This window comes from Embleya sp. NBC_00896 (assembly GCF_045207785.1).
Taxonomy (GTDB): Bacteria; Actinomycetota; Actinomycetes; order Streptomycetales; family Streptomycetaceae; genus Embleya.
Genome location: NZ_CP108776.1, coordinates 1,866,559 through 1,885,653 on the forward strand (window position 1 = coordinate 1,866,559; position 19,095 = coordinate 1,885,653).

The window sequence follows — 19,095 nt, forward strand, 5'->3', positions numbered from 1 at the left end:
CCATGACATACGCGATCGAAACCGAGGGTCTGGTCAAGCGGTACGGCTCAACCACCGCGTTGGACGGAGTCGACCTGTGTGCCGAGGCCGGCACGGTGCTCGGCCTGCTCGGCCCCAACGGCGCGGGCAAGACCACGATGGTCCGCGCCCTGGCGACCCTGATCACACCGGACTCGGGCGTCGCCCGCGTCGGCGGGTTCGACACCGTCCGGCAGGCGAACGACGTGCGTGGCCTGATCGGGCTCACCGGGCAGTACGCGTCGGTGGACGAGGAGATGACGGGCTACGAGAACCTGCTCCTGCTCGGCCGTCTGCTCGACCTGCCCCGCCGGGAGGCGCGGGCCCGCGCGCGCGAGTTGCTCGCCCGCTTCGACCTGTCCGACGCGGGCGGCCGGGCCCCGGACACGTATTCGGGCGGCATGCGGCGCCGACTCGACCTCGCGGCCTCCCTCGTGGGCCGGCCCGCGTTCCTGTACCTGGACGAGCCGACCACCGGACTCGACCCGCGCAGTCGCGGCGACGTGTGGCAGATGCTCCGCGAGCTGGTCCGCGACGACGGCGTGACGGTGTTGCTGACCACCCAGTACCTGGACGAGGCCGATCAGCTCGCCAACGACATCGTGGTGATCGACCACGGCCGGGTGATCGCGAACGGCTCGTCCGACCAGCTCAAGTCGCAGGTCGGCGGCCAGAGCCTGGAGATCCGGCCGGCCGACCCGGGCCGACTGCCCGACGTGGTCGGGATCCTGCGCGAGCTCACCGGCCGAGAGCCCGTGCCGGAGAGCGAGCGCGGTCTGGTCACCGTCGCGGTGACCGACGAGGACCTGCTGCCGGTGGTGGTCCGCAGACTCGACGAGGCGGGCATCCGCGCGACCGAGTTCGCCCTGCGACTGCCCAGCCTGGACGAGGTGTTCATGACCTTGACCGGGCACCGCAGCCAGGACTCGGACGAGCGCGACGACGGGCCGGGCGAGCCGAAGGAGAAGGCCGCGTGAACCGCCGCCACGACCTGTACGGAACCCGCGTCCTGCCGCTGCTCGCCCTCGTCCTGTTCACGATCGCCCACCTGGGCCCCGCCCTTGGAGCCACCCGATGACCACGACCACCGTCCGCCCCGCAGGCGGTACATCCGACCACGCGCCCGACCGGGGCGCGCCCGTCCGACGCGCCAACGACCCGACCGCGTTCGTCCGGCACACCCTGACGCTGACCTGGCGCAGCCTGGTGAAGCTGCGGAAACAGAGCGAACAGCTGATCGATCTGACCCTGCAACCGATCCTGTTCACCGTGATGTTCGTGTACCTCTTCGGCGGCGCGATCGAGGGCAGCACGCACGACTATCTGCAGTTCATCCTGCCCGGCATCCTGGTCCAAACCGTCGTGTTCGCCTCGGTGGGCACCGGTGTCGGGTTGTGCACCGACATGTCCACGGGCGTGTTCGACCGCTTCCGGAGTCTGCCGATCTCGCGGATCGCGCCACTGGCGGGGACCGTGCTCGGCGACGTGCTGCGCTTTCTGGTCGCGATCACGTCGGTGTTCGTGTTCGGCACGATCATCGGTTTCCGGTTTGGGACCAACGTGTTCGCGGTGGCCGCCGCGGTGGGCTTGGTCCTGGTGTTCGCGTTCGCCTTCTGCTGGGTCGCGGCGCTGCTCGGGGTGACCATAAAGCAGCCCCGCACCGTGCAGGGCGTGTCGTTCCTGATGATGTTTCCGCTGACCTTCGGTTCGAACCTGTTCGCCAAGACCTCGACGATGCCGGGCTGGCTGCAGGCGTGGGTCAAGGTCAACCCGGTCACCGAGGTCACCACCGCCTCGCGCGGTCTGCTCACCGGCGGCCCGGTCGCCCACCACGCGGTGATGTCGCTGGTGTGGGCGGCCGGCCTGATGCTGGTGTTCATCCCGCTGACGCTGCGCGCCTACAACCGCCGGGTCTGAACCGGCCGACACACAAGCCCGCGTGCCCCGTCACCCCTGCGGTGTCGGGGCATGCGGGTGCTCCGGCGCGATCAGCGCGATCGCCTGGTCGGGGGTCATCGCGCTGCCCAGGGCCTTGGCCCGGGCGAACTCCTCGGCACCCATCTCCGCTTCGAGCAGGCCGGCGACCCGGTCGGCGTCGGTGTCGCCGAGGTCGGGGTGGCCGCGGACCACGTGCGCGGCGCCGAGCAGCGTCGCACCGCGTTCGAAGTCGCCCTCCAGCAGGGCGAGCCCCGCGAATCCCTCGACACAGGCGCCGATGATCGGCATGTCCTGGCTGCCCAGCGCGGGCGGGATCGCGGCCGTCAGGTCGGCCCTCATGCCGACCACGTCCCCACGGCCGCCCGAGACGTGCGCCCGACCGATGTGCAGGCTGGAGAGCAGTTGCGGCGGTATCAGCCGGGCCTGCGTCAGTTGCGCGAAGGCGCGGTCGTACCGGCGCATGGCCTCGTCGAAATCGCCGACGAAGCGCGCGAGTTCGGCCGTGCCGAGTTCGGCGAACAGGGTGGCGATCGGAGTTGACCTGGTGTTCGCGTACTCGGCGACGCTTGCCATCGCCTCGCGGGCGAGGTCCATGTTGCCCGCGCGCGCGTGGATCATCCCGCGGCGCACGAGCAATTGCGGGAGGTCCTCCTCGGCTTGGAGCTCGCGCAACAGGACGATTGCCTCGTCCACTGCGGCGAGCGCCTTGTCGAACTCGGCGGTGTACATGTACAACTCGGCGAGCCCGGCGATCGCGGACGACCGGCCCCATCGGTCGCCCATGCCCGCGAACCGGTCGCGCGCGTCGCTCAGATGGTGCACCGCGTCGGCGGGGTGCCCGAGGTTGACCGCGTAGTGGCCGCGCATGAGCCGCACCATGGCCTGGGTCCACGGGTCGCCGATGGCGTCGGCGGCGACCAGCGCACGGCCCAGGGCCGGGTGGTCGCCGCGCACCACCGCGGCCAACATGTCGCTGATGACCGACAGTTCCAAGGCGGCCGCGGGTTCGAGCCGGCGGGTGACGATGCGGGCCCGGGCGTAGGCGCGGAGCGCGTCCCACCGTTCCCCGGCCGAGAACGCGTGCAAGGCGTGGAACGCGAGCGCGGTGGCGAGGGTCTCCTCGGGGGCGGGTCCGCGCACCGCGAGCCCCTCCTTGCCCCACGTGTGTGCCTCGCCGTGGTGGCCGCGCATCGACCAGTACCAGGACAGGGCCGCGACCAGGCGGACCGCCGTGCTCGCGTCCCCATGGTCGACGGCGTAACGCAGGACGACCGCGAGGTTGTCGTGTTCGACGCCCACGAGCCTGATCGCCTCGATCTGCCCGGGTCCACGCAAGCGCTTGTCGGCGGCCTCGGTGTAGCCGGTGAACCACGCGGCGTGCCGCGCGGCGGTCGCGTCGGTCTCCCCCGCGTCGGCGAGCTTCTCGCCGGCGTACGCCTGGATGGTCTCCAGGAGTCGGTAGCGGGTCTCGGTCGTGCCGACCACGTCCACGAGGGACTTGTCCACCAGCCCGGCGAGCAGGTCGAGTACGTCGGCGGCGTCGAAGTCGTCGCCCGGGAGCACCGCCTCGGCGGCTTCCAGCGTGGTGCCGCCGGCGAACACCGAGAGCCGGCGCAGTGCGGCCCGTTCGCGGTCCTCCAGCAGATCCCAGCTCCACTCGACGACGGCGCGCAGCGTCTGGTGCCGGGGCAGCGCGGTCCGACTACCGCCGGTGAGCAGCCGGAAGCGGTCGTCGAGTCGGTCCGCGATCTGCGCGGGCGTGAGCGATCGGGTGCGGGCGGCGGCGAGTTCGATCGCGAGCGGCTGGCCGTCCAGGCGGCGGCAGATCTCGCCGACCGCCCCGATCGTGTCGGCGTCGATCACCAGGCCGGGCCGGACGGCGCGGGCCCGGTCGGCGAACAGTCGGACGGACGCGTAGGTCATGCCGTCGTCGGAACCGGCCCCCACCGGCGGCAGCGCGAGCGGGCCCAGCGGGCACAGCATCTCGCCGTCGATTCCCAGCGGTTCGCGGCTGGTGGTCAGGATGCGCAGGGCCGGCGTCTCGGCGAGCAGTCGGGCGGCCAGGGCCGCCGCGGACGCGACCAGGTGTTCGCAGTTGTCCAGGATCAGCACACCGGGTCGGCCGGCGAGCGCTTCGGCGATCCGGTCGACGATGTCGCGTCCGGTGCCGGGAACGTACGTGTCGAGCAGCCCCACCTCGCGTCGTCCGAGTGCCCCGAGCACGGCCCGCGGCACATCCAACGGGTCGAGTACGGGTGCGAGCTCGACGAACCAGATGCCGCCGTCGACGCCGGTGCCGCGGGCCGCCATGCGGGCGCCCGCCTCGGTGCTGAGCCGGGTCTTGCCGGCGCCGCCGGGGCCCACGACGGTGACCAGGCGGGACTCGTCCAGGAGCCGGCCGATCCGGGCCACCTCGTGCTCGCGCCCGACGAACGTGGTGAGTCGGGCGGGCAGGTTGCCGGGGGTCGGCCGGTCCGGCGCGGACGGCGGATCGGCGGGGGGCGCGACCGGCGCCGCTCGGTTCGGTTCACCGCCGCGCAGTACCGCCAGGTAGGCGGCCTCCAGGTCGGGCGAGGGGTCGATGCCCAACTCGTCCGCGAGCCGCTCGCGCAGCTCCTGATAGAGCGTCAGCGCGTCCGCCCGGCGACCTTCCTCGTGCAGCGCGCGGATCAGCAGGCCGTACAGCCGCTCGCGCAGCGGGTGTTCGCGGGTGAGCTGTTCCAACTCGGCTGCCAGACCCTGGCTTCGACCGAGCGTGAGCTGGGCCTGGACCCGGTCCTCGGTCGCGCCGAGCCGCTGCTCGGCGAGCCGCGCGGCGGGGCCGGCGGCGAACGGCGCGTCGGCCGCGTCGGCGAGCGCCGGACCGCGCCACAGCGCGAGCGCGCGGCCGAGCGTCTCGGCGGCGCCGGCCGCGTCCCGCTCGCCCAGGAGCCGTCGGCCGCGGACGGCGAGCGTGCCGAACTCGTGCGCGTCCACGTCGTCGGGCCGGATTCGGAGCACGTAGCCGGCCGGACCCGAGTCGAGTTCGGCGGGCAGTTGCCGGCGTAGCCGGGAGATCAGGGATTGCAGCGCGTTGGCCGCCCCCGAGGGTGGCTCCTCCCCCCACACGGCCGCGATCAGGCGGTCGGCGGAGACGGGCTTGCCCGGATCCAGGGCAAGGCGGATCAGCAGCGCGCGCAGTCGCGCGCCGCCGATCGTCACGGATCGTCCATCGTCGTCCCGCACGTCGAGCGGGCCCAGCACCGAGATGTGCACGCCACCACTCTTCCACCCCGTTGCGCCGCCGGAGCAGGCCGGAGGGCAGCGCACGGAGTGGGGTGGCGGATCGACAGCGGAGAGTTGCGGACTGGGAGCGTCCCGGGGCACGGGAACCCGGGACGATCATCACGAGAATTCACTCTTTCGTGGGATTAATTCCCACCCCTGAGAGTGAGGAGCGCGAACTATCAAACCGTTCGGTATCGGATTCGACGCGGCTTAGGCGCCGACACCACCGATAAAGGTCTGCCAGGAGGCGGCTTCCAGTTCGAGCACGGGGCCGGCGGCAACTTTCGAGTCGCGGACCAGGATCGTGCTCGCGGCGGGGGCGGTCTCAACGCAATTGTTGGTGGCGCCGCTGTAACTGCTGCGTCGCCACGCGTGACGGATATCGGTCCTGTGACCTGCGGTTTCCACATCGCCGTAGGAAATCGCAGCGATACTCGGGGAATCGAACCGGATATGCGAACCCGGGCTGGTGTTGCTCAAGACAATTCCTTTGCAGCGTGCTCGATCATGGACAGGGATTCACCGTACGACAGCGCCGAAGCGCGGATGTCCTCGAACATACGCTGATAGACGCTGACGTGTTCGGGTTCCTCCAGATAGAGGCTACTCGTATGCGTGTCGAGCACGACCACATCCAGATCGGAAAGCGCCGGGAATCCGATGATCGAGAAAGCACCCTCGATGGCGGGGTGTGCGCCGGCCCGGAACGGGAGGATCTGCATGCGCACGTGCGGTCGCAGAGCGGCGGCCATCAGGTGCTCCAACTGGGCCCGCATCGTCTCCCGGCCGCCCACCACGGTGCGCAGTACGGACTCGGAGATCACCACGGTCAGCCGGAACGACGCCTCGCCGGCCGGCCCGACCCGGTCGAGCACGGTCTGCCGCTCCTGGCGCACCCGGACCAGCATGTCCACCTGCTCGGGCGCCATGTCCTCCCGGACCGCGGCGATCACCGCCCGCGCGTAGTCGGGCGTCTGCAACAGGCCGGGGATGAGCGAGAGTTCGAATCCGCGCATGCCACAGGCCTCGGCCTCGAGGCTGAGCAGTTCGGCGTACGAACTGGGCAGGATCGACGAGTAGCTGTGCCACCAGCCGCGCTTCTTGGCCTCGCGCGCCAACGTCAGCAACGAGTCGCGCTCCTGTTCGTCCGCGACCCGGTACAGGTCGAGGAGAATGCGCAGGTCGACCGGCCGTACCCCGCTGCGCCCCAATTCGATGCGACTCACCTTGGAATCCGAGCACTCCAGGCGCACGGCGACGTCTTCGAGACTCAGGCCGCGCGCTTCGCGCAGCCGTCGCAACTCCGTACCGAGCCTGCGCTGCCGGACGGTCGGGTTGGGCGCCATGGCCACGCCGTACCTCCACTACACGCTGTTCCCGCGCCGAACCGGAGCGTCGGCGCGTCCGATCGGGGGACAGTGTGCCCTACTGCGCGGGAAAGTGTGGCTACTACCGGAATCTTCCCGTCAATCCAAGATTGGGAGTTGCACACTCATTGTTTGCCGGGCACGCTCCATCTCGGTCATGACTTAATGTTGTCCACGGGTCGCTCTGGGTGCACCATCCGGATCGTGCGACCCCCTGCCGCACGTCCGGAGGTCGACATGCCGGTGATGGCGGATGACGTCCGTCACTTCTGCGTTCAACTCGCCGCGTCAGCCCTGGGAGTTGGACGTGCCCGCCGGACCACGGGCAAGGTCCTGCACGACTGGGGCCTGGCCGACATGGTCGATGTCGCGGAAGTACTGCTGACCGAACTGTTGACGAACGTCCTCGTCCACGTCGGGCCGGGAGCCTGGCACGCACTGACCCTGCTGCACGACGGCGCCCTACTACGCGTGGAGGTCCGCGATTCGTCCCCCCGCATGCCGATCGCCCGGGTAGGCGACTGGGACGAGGAATCCGGCCGCGGCCTCCGCATGATCGACTGCATGTCCCACGCCTGGGGCGCCGACCGCCTCCCCCCAGGCAAGGTCGTCTGGTTCACCCTCCCCCACACCCCACCCCACCCCACACCCAGCCCGACCGGCGCATGAGGCAAGCAACCCGACCGACACACCCAGCCCGGCCGGCGCTTGAGGCCACCCAACCCGACCGACACACCCAGCCCGGCCGGCGCTTGAGGCCACCCAACCCGACCGACACACCCAGCCCGGCCGGCGCTTGAGGCCACCCAACCCGACCGACACACCCAGCCCGGCCGGCGTTTGAGGCCAAGTAGCCCGGCCGGCGCTTGAGGCCACCCAGCCCGGCCGGCACTTGAGGCCAAAGCCCCGCCCCTCAACCCCGTCCGGCAAAGGACAAAAGGCACTGCTCGGCAAACGCCAAAACCCGCAAATGATACGCCCGCGCAGCGTGATGCAGGCTGATGTTGTGCCCCACCCCAAGCTGCATGTACGTCTCGACCCACCCAGACCGCACCAACAACCCCCGCACCTCAGCCAACACTTCCGGCCCGGCCAGATTGGACCGCTCGAACTCGGCGACAGCCCAATGCACCGGCGGCCGAACCCGAGACAGCACGCCCGGAAGCGTCTCCGGACTCCGCCGCACATCGAGGAACTCGGCCATCGGCACCGGCGCCACCACCCGCCCCGCACGCGTGAGCAACGCGGGATCGTACGAGCCGGGCGGCCCGAAGAAGGTGTCCGGCGTGCTGCCCCCGGTGGACGGCACGAAGTCACCACCGGTGGGGACCGCGGCGAACTCGGCGAGCCGAGCCGGGGTGTACCGAAGCGGCACCCCGCCGACCGCGAGCCCGAGCAGATCCCGGCCGCGCTTGTCGGCACCCATCCGAAGGCTCAGGATCGCGCCCATCGAGTGCGCCGCGACGAACACCGGCACCTCGGCCGGCCCGCCGGCCCACTCGTCGATCAGCTCGAACAGCGCGTCGGCCTGCGCGTCGAGCCCCTGCCGCTCGCGGTCCAGGCCCGCGGACGCGCCGTAGCCGGGCCGGTCGATCGCCAGCACCGTCCAACCGAGCGCCGCGCCGAGCAGCAGCAGTGAGCCCTCGGGGGCGTTGTCGCGATGCCAGTAGGCCGCGCGCGAACCGCCGCCGTGCACGGCGAGCAGAAGCCCGCGAGAGGGGACCTCGGGCGCGGGTCGGGCGAGCAGACCCGACAGCGTCGTACCCGCGATGTCATAGGCAACGTTCTCGACCCGGCCGGGCATGGTGCTGACCTCCACGTGCGGATTGCCCTGCGATCACACCACATCGCCCGCGCGAGTCATTGACGGGGTATCGGGCGCGTCCAACAATGTAACGGTGTAACAGAGACGTCGTCGGAGCGCAGACCCCCGCCATGCACCCCACCACAGACAACGGAGTCACACCGTGAAGCACCAGGACGTCGTCGCCACCGGGCGGCGCATCATCGAGCACATCACCCATCGCACGCTCGACCTGGGCGAAGCCCCCGCCGTGCTGGACGGCTCGTGCTTCACCGACCCGGTCCGGCACGCCCGCGAACGCGAGGTGCTGTTCCGCCGCACCCCGCAGGTGATCGGGTGGGCCGGCGAGGTGGCCGAACCCGGCGACTTCATCGCGCGCGACGTGGACGGCATACCGGTGCTGGTGACCCGGGACCAGGACGGCGAGCTGCACGCGTTCATCGACGCGTGCACCCACCGGGGCATGCAGGTCAGCCGCGACACCCCGGAGACCGAGGGCCTGTCGGGCACCGGATGCGGCAGCGCCCAGCGCTTCCGCTGCGGCTACCACGGCTGGACGTTCAACAACGGCGGTGAACTCACCGGGCTGCCGAGCCGGCCGCAGTTTCCCGGGATCGACCCGGAGAGGTTCGGCCTGCGCCCGCTCCCGGTCGCGCTGTCCGCCGGCCTGGTCGTGGTCGGCCTCCGGCCCGACGTCGAAGTCGTGGGCGCGCTGGACGAGTTGGAGGAGGCCTACGCGGGCTTCCCGTACGACCGCACCCGCGCGGTGATCAGCGAGCGGTTCGAGTTGGCGTGCAACTGGAAGCTCACGGTCGACGTCAACGTCGAGGCCTACCACGTGCCGTTCCTGCACACGGCCACGATCAATGGCATCGTGCTCAACAACGGCATCGTCGACACGTGGGGACCGCACACCCGCTTCGCGGTGCCGATCGTGGGCTTCGAGAAGCTCGCCGAGCTGCCCGAGGAGGCGTGGCCCGCGCGCCTTCCGATGGTCAACGTGCAGACGGTACTGCCGTCCACGGTGCTGATCGAGAGCCCGCTGAGCACCACGATGCTGCGGATCTACCCGGGCGACCGGCCCAACCGCTCGATCATCCACATGACCGAGGGCACCTGGGAGCCGCTGAGCGAGACGAGCATCGCGACCGCGCGGTCCAACCACGAGACCAACAAGCGCGTGCTGGTCACCGAGGACTTCCCCGGCGCCGAGTCGTGTCAGCGCGGCTTCGACGCGGGCCTGCCGACGATGGTCGCCGGGATGGGCGAGTCGGCGGTGACGCACTGGCACAAGGTGTGGGGCGACGCGCTCGCGAACGCGCGGGACTGAACACGCGAGAGGGACGGACGTCGACGGGCCGAGGACGGAGGTCGGCCCGTGCGGTCGTCGGCGACGAGGCCACCGCCACGGCCGTGGTCGCGGCCGGCGAAACCCGGGGATCGGCGCCCTGGTAGGGGGGCGGTCGATGGCGGGTTATGATCGTTGTGCTCGCGAAACGCTGTGCGGTTCGCGAAGGAGGCGCCTTTGGCCGGGCGCCTCCTTTTTTCTTTGTCCGGATCGTTTTTCCCGGATCTATCCGTGCCGGTCCGCAGGTCCTACTCTGCTCTCCAGCAAGCACGTCGACAGGTCCCCGGAGGGCGTGGGCGATGCCCGGTGTTCGGACGCTCGGTGAAGTGCTCGATCACGACGGGCCGCTGTCGGAGGGGCCCCTGCGCGAGGTCGCGGCGGGGATCGCCGACGCACTGGCCCGCGTGCACGCGATCGGACTCGTCCACGGCCGGCTCGGTCCGGACCAGGTCCTGATCACCCCGTACGGCCCGCGCGTGACCGGCTTCGCCGGTCGCACCGACGACGAGGGCGGCGACCCCTCGGAGGACGTGTACGCGTTCGCGACCCTGATCACGCTCGCGGGCGGCGGGACCTCGTCCGCCGAGTTGCGACCGCTGCTCCGGCGGTGTCTGGACCCCGATCCCCGACAGCGCCCGACGGCCGTCGACGTCGATCGGGTGCTGAGCCCTCGACCGTACGTGCTCGTGTTGCCGCGCTCGACCGAGCCCGTCGCCGACGTCCCGCAGGAGGCGAAGGCGCAGGATCCGCCCACCGGTCGTGGGCTGACCAGGCGGCGGCTGCTCGTGGCCGGCGGGGTCGCGCTGACCGCGGCGACCGTGACATCGGCCGGCATCGCGTTCGCGCGGCGCTCGGACGACGGGTACGGACAACCGGACATCCGGTGGCGCCGCGCGGTCGAGGGCCGGGTGACCACGCTCCAGGTCTTCGACAACGTCGGCTACCTCTCGGGTACCGAGAACGTGATCAAGGCGGTCGGCACGGACACCGGGGTCGCCCTGTGGACCTCGCGTACGGACTCGATGGTGTGGTCCGAGCCGGTCGTCTCGGGCGCCGCGGTGTTCGTGACGTGCGTCGCGGGTCAGGTCTACGCGCTCGACCCGCGGACCGGCGAGCAGACCTGGCAGTACACCGCCGACAACCAGATCATCGGATCGCCGCTGCTGTCGGGTACGTCCCTCGTGTTCGGCACCATCGACAACCGGATCATCGCGCTCGACATGACCCAGGGCGGGCAGCGCTGGATGTGGAGCGACGGCGCTCAGCGCGGCGGTGTGATGCCGGCCTCGACGGGGGTCGGCGCCGACTTCCTCTACCTGGTCTACGCCGACGGCACGGTGAGCGCGTTCCACCCGGCGAGTCGGACCGTGCCGTGGACGATCCGCCTCGCCGCGCCGATCGCCCGCGCGGCGCGCGCGGTCGGCGATCTGGTCTACGTCGTGACCGGGTTGACGCTGGTCGCGTTGGACGCGCGGACCGGCGACATCCTGTGGCGCTTCCGGGGCACCCCCGATCTGAGCGTGCCGGTGGTGGGGAAGGAACTCGTGTACACCACGGACATCGGCACGCTGTACGCGCTGGACCCCCGGACCGGGGTCGAGCGATGGCGGCAGACCACCGGCGCGACGGTGCCGAGCCCGGTGGCGGTCGTGGACGGGGTGGCCTACGCGGGCGGGGAGGACGAGTTGCACGCGTTCGACCGGCTGACCGGCAAGCGGCGCTGGAGCTACCCGGTGTCGACCTACCTGACCGCCGCCCCGGCCGGCGCCAAGGGTGTGCTGCTGCTCGGGACGGCCGGCTCGGAGCTGGTCGCGCTCGAGGTCTGACCCGTCGTCATCGCCCGTTCCGGCGGTGGGGGTTCGGTGGACGGGGGCGGGGCGGGCAGCGGTTCGGTCCGCGAGGGGGCGGGCGGCGAAGGGGCGGGCGGCGAGGGAGCGGTGGGTCCGGGTTCGGCGGGCGAGGGTCCCGCGGGCGAGATCCCGTCCATCGCCCGGCTCGCGGTGAGCGCGTCCCGCGCGGTCACCGTGGTGAGCGTGCCGCCCGCGGCCAACGCGCACACCGACCGGCCCGGCACACTCGGCGGCCGCGTCGGCGGGCTCGGGAACGCCAGCCCGGTCGCGACGACCGTGCCGCCCGCCGTACCGGCCGGGCCGCGCCAGCCGGGGTGCGCGCCGGGGCCGTACGCGGTCTGTTGGCGCAGCACCGGGCGGCCGGCCGCGACCACGTCCCAGCGCGAAACGGCGTCGCCGCACGGCTCGTTGCTGCGGCCGAGCACCAGCGTCTCCCGGATCAGGAGCCGGGCGTCGGTGCCGAGCACGGCCCGCACGACCGTGTGGAACCTCGCCCGGGCGGCCACCACCACCGGTTCCGGGAGCCATTCGAGCGCGCCGCCGTCGGCGACCTCGAGCTCCACCGTTTGCCGGGCCGGGGTGCCGTCGCCGAGCAGGATCACCGCGGCGGCGGCGGTGCGCACCCGGAGCCGGGCGCCGGCTCCGACGTGGACGCGCACCATGAGTTCGTCGCCGCCGATCGGGCCCGCCGCGCCGCCGACGAACACGACCTCGGGAGTGTCCCCGGGCACCGACACCGAACGCGGCACCAGCGGTACCCGGCCGCGCAGTTCGCTCACGACCGTGCGGCCGTGTCGCAGGTCCGCCCGGACGACGGCGAGTGCCTTCACCCGGCCACCACGACCGGTGCGACGGGAACGGCGGTACCGGCCTGCCAGGCGGCGATCTGGTCGAGCACCCACGCGGTGATCGGGTCGGCCCCGGGGGTCTCGCGCAACGACAGGAACGCGACCGGTGTGCCCGGTCGCATCCGCGCGGCGTCGCGGTCCATCACCCCGAGGTCGGCCCCGATCTGCGGGGCGATGTCGGTCTTGTTGATCACCAGCAGGTCGGATCGGGTCACCCCGGGGCCGCCCTTGCGCGGGACCTTGTCGCCGCCGGACACGTCGATGACGAACATCTGGACATCGGCGAGACCGCGGCTGAACGTCATGGTCAGGTTGTCGCCGCCGGACTCGATGATCACCAGTTCCAGGTCCGGGTGCGCCGCCTCCAGGTCCTCGACCGCGTCGAGGTTGCCGCTGATGTCGTCGCGCACGGCGGTGTGCGGGCAGCAGCCGGTCCGCACGGCGGCGATCCGGTCCGCGGCCAACACCCCCGCCGCGCGCAGGAAGTCGGCGTCCTCGGTCGTGTAGATGTCGTTGGTGACGACCGCGAGCGAGTACCGGTCCGCGAGGACCCGGCACAGCGCGGCGACGAGCGCCGTCTTGCCGGATCCCACCGGACCGCCGATGCCGATCCGCAGCGCCCGCGAGCCGGGGACGACGGGTGGGCGCGCGGCGGGGCCGTGGGTGCCGCCGTTGCCGGGGGCGTGGTCAAGATGCAAAGTGGACGACCTCCTCGTGGACGTGCAGTTCGGCGCAGACGTCGAGCCCGGCCGCGGACCAGCACGGCAGCCGGTCCCAGTCGCCGTCGGCGAAGACGGTGCGGGCCGCGTCGGCGGCCTCCTCGGCCACCTGATCGCAGTGGCCGGCCATCTCGGCCAGCACGACGGTGACCGAGATCGGGTCGAGCGAGAGCAGTTTCACGGCGGCCGAGGCGGGTCCGTTGACCACGTTGGTGGCGGCCAGGACGGCCGCCTCGCGCTCGTCGAGCCGGGCCCGGGTGGCCGCGGCGCCGAGCACGATCGCGTGGTGGGGGGATACGCCGAGCGCGGTCCACGGCTCGGTGGGCCAGGCCGCCTTGACCACGCGGCGCAGCGACCTGCCCTGCGCGCGGGACGCGGCCCGGGCGGGCGCGGACGGGGTCCGGGCGTCGAGTTCGGCGTCGAGTTCGGCCCAGGGCGCGACCTCGGGCAGCGTGTACGGGCCCGCGGTCAGCGCCGCGACGGCGGCGAAGGCGCCCTGTACCGCGCCGGTGCTGTAGAGCTTGCCGAGCAGGAACTCGGTGAGCGTGTCGAGGTCGTGCACCTCGCCGCGCACGACGGCGTTCTCCAAGCCGCCCGAGTGCGCGTAGCCGCCCGCCGGAAGGCGTGAATCCCCGAGGAGGAGAAGTCCAGCACCCATGAGTACCACCTCTAACTGGTCGTAACGTGTCGATGTCGGTCCTGGCCGGTCACCGCAAGTCACAGTTCTACCTCCTGACGGTGAGTCAGCTTTCACTGACCCTCCGTCAAGAAGCGATCGTGCGCAATCAGAACAGGAAATAACGTTGCGCCATCGGCAAAGTTCCGGCCGGCGCGGCGACCACTTTCTCGCCGTCGATCCGCACGGTGAACGTCTCCGGATCGACCTCGATGTGCGGCATCGCGTCGTTGAGGGGCATGGCCGACTTGCCCCGCCGGCGCACGTCCCCGGTCGGGACGAGCCGGCGGTGGATGTTCAACCGGCCCGCGAGTCCGTCGTCCAACGCGGCCGGGGCCACGAAGTGCACCGACGTCGCGGCCGCGGTACGCGCCGCCGCGCCGAACATCGGCCGCGGCAACACCGGTTGGGGCGTGGGGATCGACGCGTTCGCGTCGCCCATCGCGGCCCACGCGATGGCGCCGCCCTTGACCACCAGGTGCGGTCGGACGCCGAAGAACTTGGGGTCCCAGAGCACCAGGTCGGCGAGCTTGCCGACCGCGACCGAACCGACCTCGTCGTCGAGTCCGTGCGCGACGGCGGGGCAGATCGTGTACTTGGCGACGTAGCGGCGCGCGCGCAGGTTGTCGGCGGCCCCGTCACCGGGGAGCGAACCACGGCGGACCTTGTTCACGTGCGCGGTCTGCCAGGTGCGCATGACCGTCTCGCCGACCCGGCCCATCGCCTGGCTGTCGGAGCCGATCATCGAGATCGCGCCGAGGTCGTGCAGGACGTCCTCGGCGGCGATGGTCGAGGGCCGGATCCGCGACTCCGCGAACGCGAGGTCCTCGGGAACGGCCGGATTCAGGTGATGGCAGACCATCAGCATGTCGAGGTGTTCCTCGACCGTGTTGACGGTGTGCGGCCGGGTCGGATTGGTGGACGAGGGAAGGATGTTGGGCAGTCCGGCGACGGTGATGATGTCCGGCGCGTGCCCGCCGCCGGCACCCTCGGTGTGGTAGGCGTGGATGCTCCGGCCGTCGATCGCCGCGAGCGTGCCCTCGACGAAGCCGGTCTCGTTGAGCGTGTCGCTGTGCAGCGCGACCTGGATGCCGGCCGCGTCCGCCACCCGCAGCGCGGCGTCGATCACGGCGGGGGTCGAACCCCAGTCCTCGTGCAATTTGAGACCGCCGGCGCCGGCCCGGATCTGCTCCCACATGGACTCCTCGGACATCGTGTTGCCCTTGCCCAGGAGGACGAAGTTGATCGGCACCTCGTCCAGCGACTCCAGCATCCGCGCGAGGTGCCACGCGCCGGGCGTGACGGTGGTCGCCTTGCTGCCCTCCGCGGGGCCGGTGCCGCCGGCGACCATCGTGGTCACGCCGGCCGACAGCGCCTCGGGAAACTGGGTGGGCGAGATCAGGTGCACATGGCAATCCACCGCACCCGCCGTCAGGATCCGGCCGTTGCCCGAGATGATCTCCGTGGACGGGCCGATCACCAGATCCGGATGCACCCCGTCCATCGTGTCCGGGTTGCCGGCCTTGCCGATCCCGCAGATCCGTCCGTCCCGGATCCCGACGTCGGCCTTGACGATCCCCCAGTGGTCGAGGATCACCGCCCCCGTGATCACGGTGTCGGGTGCCCCGTCGGCGCGGGTGGCCATCGACTGGCCCATGGACTCGCGGATCACCTTGCCGCCGCCGAAGATCGCCTCGTCGCCGGCCGCGCCGTGCGGGCGGGTCAGGTCCTCGGTGACCTCGACGAGCAACTCCGTGTCGGCCAACCGGATCCGATCCCCGGTGGTGGGCCCGTAGAGCAGCGCGTACCGATGCCGATCGATCGAGGTCATCGCGCGTCCTCCCGGTCCAACACACCACCGCGCCCGGCCCGCAGCCCGGGAACCACCCGGGCCCCGGCGAGTGGCACCAACTCCACCTCGCGGGCCACCCCGGGCTCGAACCGCACCGCGGTCCCGGCCGGCACGTGCAGCCGATGCCCCCAGGCCGCTGCGCGATCGAACTCCAACGCGTCGTTCGCGGCCACGAAGTGCAGATGCGATCCGACCTGCACCGGCCGATCCCCGGCGTTGACCACGGTCAACGTCAGCACGACCCGCCCCGGATTGAGCGGAATCGGCTCCTCGCCCAACAGGACCTCGCCGGGCACCACCGCAGCCAACGACCGCCGCGGCTTCACGGGATCGGCCGATGCACGGTCACCAGCTTGGTCCCGTCCGGGAAGGTGGCCTCCACCTGCACCTCGCCCAGCATCTCGGGCACGCCCTCCATCACGTCGTCCCGCGCGAGCACATGTCGCCCGGCCTCCTGCAGGTCCGCCACCGACCGCCCGTCCCGCGCTCCCTCGAGCAGGAACGACGACAACACCGCGACCGACTCCGGGTAGTTGAGCCGCAGTCCTCTGGCTCTCCTGCGCTGCGCCAGATCGGCGGCGTAGGAGACCATCAGCCGCTCCTGCTCGTGCGGGGTCAGCAACACGTGTGCCCCTCCTCGGAAGTCGTACCGGCTCGTTGCCTTCGAAGAATCGCCGGTACGTGTTTCCCGTCGAAACGGGGCATGTTAACGGGAGGTATCCAAACCCTCACTCTCCCGAATCATCGCCACTCACCGGTAACATGACTGTGCGTCAGCCACCGGGGAACACAGCGTCCCGCCCCGCCGTCCGAGGACGGCGAAGCGGGACGCGAAGCGGGACGACGAAACGCGGTGTCGACCTACGGTCGGAAGCCGCCGCCCGGCGGGGCCTCGATCTCGTCGGCCGGGGTGAAATCGAACACCTTTCCGTAGAACCACAGTTCCGCCTCGAGCGAGCGGATGATGTTCTCCGCCTTGCGGAAGCCGTGCTGTTCGCCCTCGAACGCGAGGTAGACGTACGGCAGTTGCTTCTCCTTCAGGGCCGCCACGAGCATCTCGGCCTGGGCCGGCGGGACCACCTCGTCCTCCAGGCCCTGGAAGACCGCGAGCGGCTTCGACAGGTCGGCCGTGTGGTGGATCGGGGACCGCGCCCGGTACACCGCCTCGGCCTCCGGGTACGGGCCGACCAGCCGGTCCATGTACCGGGATTCGAACTTGTGGGTGTCCCGGGCGAGCGCCGCGATGTCGGCGACCCCGAAGTGGCTCGCGCCGGCCGTGAAGACGTCCTTGAACACCAGCGCGGCCAGCGTCGTGTAGCCGCCCGCCGAACCGCCGCGGATGGCGAGCTTGGTGCCGTCCACGATGCCCGCGTCGGCCAGGTGCCGGGCGACCGCCGTGCAGTCCTCGACGTCGACGATGCCCCACGAGTCGTACAGCAGGTTGCGGTACTCGCGTCCGTAGCCGGTGCTGCCGCCGTAGTTCACGTCCGCCACCGCGAAACCGCGGCTGGTCCAATACTGGGTCCGCAGGCCGAGCACCGCCCGCGCCTGCGCGGTGGGACCGCCGTGGATAGACACGATCAGCGGCGGCAGGCTGCCCGCGGGCGCGCCCGCGCGCGGGTTCTTGGGCAGGTACAGCAGCGCGTGCGCGGTTCGGCCGGCCGCCGAGGCGAACTCGATCGCCTCCGGCGGGCTGAACCACTCCGCGCCGAACCCGAAGTCGCGGGCCGGGCGCAGCCGTTCGATCTGCAGCACGGAGGCGCCGGTCGGCGCGATCCGGACCCGCCGCGGCGCGTCCTCGTCGTCCGGACCGCCGCCGATCAGGAGCACCCCGCCGGGCACCGCCGCGAGCTCGGAGAGCCAGGTCAGACCGGTCTCCACCCGGGTGGGCGGCTCCTCCGGCCGGGTCGGGTCGACGATGCCCAGGTGCATGAAGCCGCCGGAGTTGACCGAGCACGCGATCCGGCCGTCCGCCAGGAACGTGTAGAACCGCTCGCCGAACACCCACTGCGGGCCGCCGATCTCGGCCTCGATCGGCGCCACCGCCTCGACCTGCCCGCCGGCCCCGACCCGGTACAGGTTCCACCACCCGGTGCGGTCGGAGCCGAACCACAGCGCGCCGTCCGGACCCCACTCGGGCTGGATCACCGATTCGCGCCCACCGCCCGCGACCGCCTGCGCGCCGGTCAGCCGCGGCCCCGGCTCGACCGCCGCGACCATCAGCTCGGCGGCATCCCACGGCATGTCCGGGTGCGACCACTGCGTCCACGCAAGCGCGGAGCCGTCGACCGCGGGCCGCGGCGAGGAGACGAAGTCGGGCCCGGTGACCAGGACCCGCTCGCCGCCGGAGCCGTCCAGCGGCAACGCGACGATCTCGTTGACCGCCTCGCCGTGATCCTTGACCGCGCCCGGCTCGTGGCTCTCGCGCACCGCGACGACCCACTCCCCCGGCCCCCACTGCCCCGCCGGCACGATGCCGAAGTCGGCGTAGCGCAGGCCGGCCTCGACCTCGGGCTCGGCGGTGATCGGGACCGGCGCGGCGTCGCCGGGCGCGAACCGATACAGCCGCTGATCGGCCCAGTTCGCGAAGACCACGACGCCGTCGCGCACCGTCCAGTCGGCGCCGCCGTACTCGTGCACGCGCGTCCGCGACGAGAAGCCGTCGGGCAGCACGTCCTCCGGCCGGCCGCCCGGCCGCAGCCGCACCAACTGGATCCGGCCGCCCTCGGTCGGCCGCGCCTCCGACCACCACACGTCGTCGCCGTCGGCCCGGATCTCGCCGGGGCTCGCGGCCCCTTCCACCAGCCGCTCGGCCGTGATCGGCGAGGGCCAGGACCCGTATGCCTTCGTCTCTTCCACGTTCATGTCGCCACTCATCCCCCGATCCTCTCGGTCCGGCGCCGCGCCCGGCAACGTTCGCCCAAGCGCACACGAAAACCGAGTCGACCTAATCCGGTCGGACACGGGATCATGTCCGTATGACGACAGATCTCGACATTCGCGGCGTGGTGATACCCGCCGCCGAGCTGTCGTGGCGGTTCTCGCGCTCCTCCGGACCCGGCGGGCAGTCGGTGAACACCACGGACAGCCGGGCGGAGGTGTCCTTCGACCTCGGCGGCAGCACCGTCCTGCCCGACGTGCTCAAGCAGCGCGCCCTGCGCAACCTCGACGGGCGCCTCGTCGACGGCGTGCTGACCGTGGCCTCGTCCGAGCAGCGCTCCCAGCTGATGAACCGGCAGACGGCGGCCCGCCGACTCGCCGACATCCTGGTCGAGGCGACCGCACCGCCCCCACCGCCCCGGCGGCCGACCAAACCCACCCGCGGCATGCGCGAGCGGCGACTGCGGAACAAGCACCACCGCGGTGAGATCAAACGACTGCGGCGTTCGACCGGCGACTGAACCGGGT

General features: G+C 71.6%; 17 protein-coding genes. 6 read left to right on the forward strand and 11 right to left on the reverse strand.

What is annotated here, in order from left to right; all coding sequences use genetic code 11:
• Positions 1–2 precede the first annotated feature (2 nt).
• Together OG928_RS08395 and OG928_RS08400 are read left to right on the forward strand one after the other, a co-directional pair.
• The gene (locus OG928_RS08395; RefSeq protein ID WP_406281126.1) at positions 3–995 is read left to right on the forward strand and encodes an ATP-binding cassette domain-containing protein; all 993 of its coding nucleotides are present in this window, start codon (positions 3–5) and stop codon (positions 993–995) included.
• Between the two features lie 97 nt (positions 996–1,092).
• On the forward strand, positions 1,093–1,935 hold the full coding sequence (locus tag OG928_RS08400; protein ID WP_406281128.1) for an ABC transporter permease: 843 nt from the start codon (positions 1,093–1,095) through the stop codon (positions 1,933–1,935).
• Between the two features lie 30 nt (positions 1,936–1,965).
• Here OG928_RS08400 and OG928_RS08405 read toward each other — a convergent pair whose 3' ends face one another.
• The 3 genes from OG928_RS08405 to OG928_RS08415 all read right to left on the reverse strand — a co-directional run bounded on the left by OG928_RS08405 (position 1,966) and on the right by OG928_RS08415 (position 6,569).
• Positions 1,966–5,211, reverse strand: coding sequence for a BTAD domain-containing putative transcriptional regulator (locus tag OG928_RS08405; protein ID WP_406281130.1), 3,246 nt, complete (start codon positions 5,209–5,211; stop codon positions 1,966–1,968).
• A gap of 222 nt (positions 5,212–5,433) precedes the next feature.
• On the reverse strand, positions 5,434–5,703 hold the full coding sequence (locus OG928_RS08410) for a DUF397 domain-containing protein (RefSeq protein ID WP_406281132.1): 270 nt from the start codon (positions 5,701–5,703) through the stop codon (positions 5,434–5,436).
• Positions 5,700–6,569 (reverse strand): helix-turn-helix domain-containing protein, encoded by an 870-nt coding sequence (locus tag OG928_RS08415; RefSeq protein ID WP_406290851.1) that lies wholly within the window; start codon positions 6,567–6,569, stop codon positions 5,700–5,702. Before OG928_RS08415 ends, OG928_RS08410 begins: the two co-directional genes overlap by 4 nt.
• A gap of 225 nt (positions 6,570–6,794) precedes the next feature.
• Between OG928_RS08415 and OG928_RS08420 the strand changes: the two genes are divergently transcribed.
• Positions 6,795–7,259, forward strand: coding sequence for an ATP-binding protein (locus OG928_RS08420; protein WP_406281134.1), 465 nt, complete (start codon positions 6,795–6,797; stop codon positions 7,257–7,259).
• A 244-nt stretch (positions 7,260–7,503) separates the two neighbouring features.
• On the opposite strand, the gene OG928_RS08425 is transcribed toward OG928_RS08420, so the two are convergent.
• Complete coding sequence (locus tag OG928_RS08425) at positions 7,504–8,409, reverse strand: alpha/beta hydrolase (RefSeq protein WP_406281136.1); 906 nt, start codon at positions 8,407–8,409, stop codon at positions 7,504–7,506.
• A 148-nt stretch (positions 8,410–8,557) separates the two neighbouring features.
• Here OG928_RS08425 and OG928_RS08430 point away from each other — a divergent pair, with 148 nt between their 5' ends.
• Together OG928_RS08430 and OG928_RS08435 are read left to right on the forward strand one after the other, a co-directional pair.
• Positions 8,558–9,724, forward strand: coding sequence for an aromatic ring-hydroxylating dioxygenase subunit alpha (locus tag OG928_RS08430; RefSeq protein WP_406281138.1), 1,167 nt, complete (start codon positions 8,558–8,560; stop codon positions 9,722–9,724).
• A 344-nt stretch (positions 9,725–10,068) separates the two neighbouring features.
• Positions 10,069–11,568 carry a PQQ-binding-like beta-propeller repeat protein gene (locus tag OG928_RS08435; protein ID WP_406281140.1) on the forward strand — a complete coding sequence of 500 codons (1,500 nt, stop codon included), beginning with the start codon at positions 10,069–10,071 and terminating at the stop codon, positions 11,566–11,568.
• On the opposite strand, the gene OG928_RS08440 is transcribed toward OG928_RS08435, so the two are convergent.
• The 7 genes from OG928_RS08440 to OG928_RS08470 form a co-directional block, all read right to left on the reverse strand.
• A complete protein-coding gene (locus OG928_RS08440) occupies positions 11,484–12,422 on the reverse strand; it encodes an urease accessory protein UreD (protein WP_406281142.1) in 939 nt (312 codons plus the stop codon). The genes OG928_RS08435 and OG928_RS08440 overlap by 85 nt on opposite strands.
• The gene (gene ureG / locus OG928_RS08445) at positions 12,419–13,138 is read right to left on the reverse strand and encodes an urease accessory protein UreG (RefSeq protein WP_406281144.1); all 720 of its coding nucleotides are present in this window, start codon (positions 13,136–13,138) and stop codon (positions 12,419–12,421) included. The genes OG928_RS08440 and ureG overlap by 4 nt, the downstream gene beginning before the upstream one ends.
• Positions 13,128–13,817, reverse strand: coding sequence for an urease accessory protein UreF (locus OG928_RS08450; protein ID WP_406281146.1), 690 nt, complete (start codon positions 13,815–13,817; stop codon positions 13,128–13,130). The genes ureG and OG928_RS08450 overlap by 11 nt, the downstream gene beginning before the upstream one ends.
• 127 nt (positions 13,818–13,944) lie before the next feature.
• Positions 13,945–15,666 carry an urease subunit alpha gene (locus OG928_RS08455; protein WP_406281148.1) on the reverse strand — a complete coding sequence of 574 codons (1,722 nt, stop codon included), beginning with the start codon at positions 15,664–15,666 and terminating at the stop codon, positions 13,945–13,947.
• Positions 15,663–15,986 carry an urease subunit beta gene (locus OG928_RS08460; protein WP_406290852.1) on the reverse strand — a complete coding sequence of 108 codons (324 nt, stop codon included), beginning with the start codon at positions 15,984–15,986 and terminating at the stop codon, positions 15,663–15,665. The genes OG928_RS08455 and OG928_RS08460 overlap by 4 nt, the downstream gene beginning before the upstream one ends.
• A gap of 23 nt (positions 15,987–16,009) precedes the next feature.
• Positions 16,010–16,312 carry an urease subunit gamma gene (locus tag OG928_RS08465; RefSeq protein WP_406281150.1) on the reverse strand — a complete coding sequence of 101 codons (303 nt, stop codon included), beginning with the start codon at positions 16,310–16,312 and terminating at the stop codon, positions 16,010–16,012.
• Positions 16,313–16,548: 236 nt separating this feature from the next.
• Positions 16,549–18,564: a prolyl oligopeptidase family serine peptidase gene (locus OG928_RS08470; protein ID WP_406281152.1), complete on the reverse strand. Its 2,016-nt coding sequence runs from the start codon at positions 18,562–18,564 to the stop codon at positions 16,549–16,551.
• 101 nt (positions 18,565–18,665) lie between these two features.
• Between OG928_RS08470 and arfB the strand changes: the two genes are divergently transcribed.
• On the forward strand, positions 18,666–19,088 hold the full coding sequence (arfB, locus tag OG928_RS08475; RefSeq protein ID WP_406281154.1) for an alternative ribosome rescue aminoacyl-tRNA hydrolase ArfB: 423 nt from the start codon (positions 18,666–18,668) through the stop codon (positions 19,086–19,088).
• The last annotated feature ends 7 nt before the right edge of the window (positions 19,089–19,095 follow it).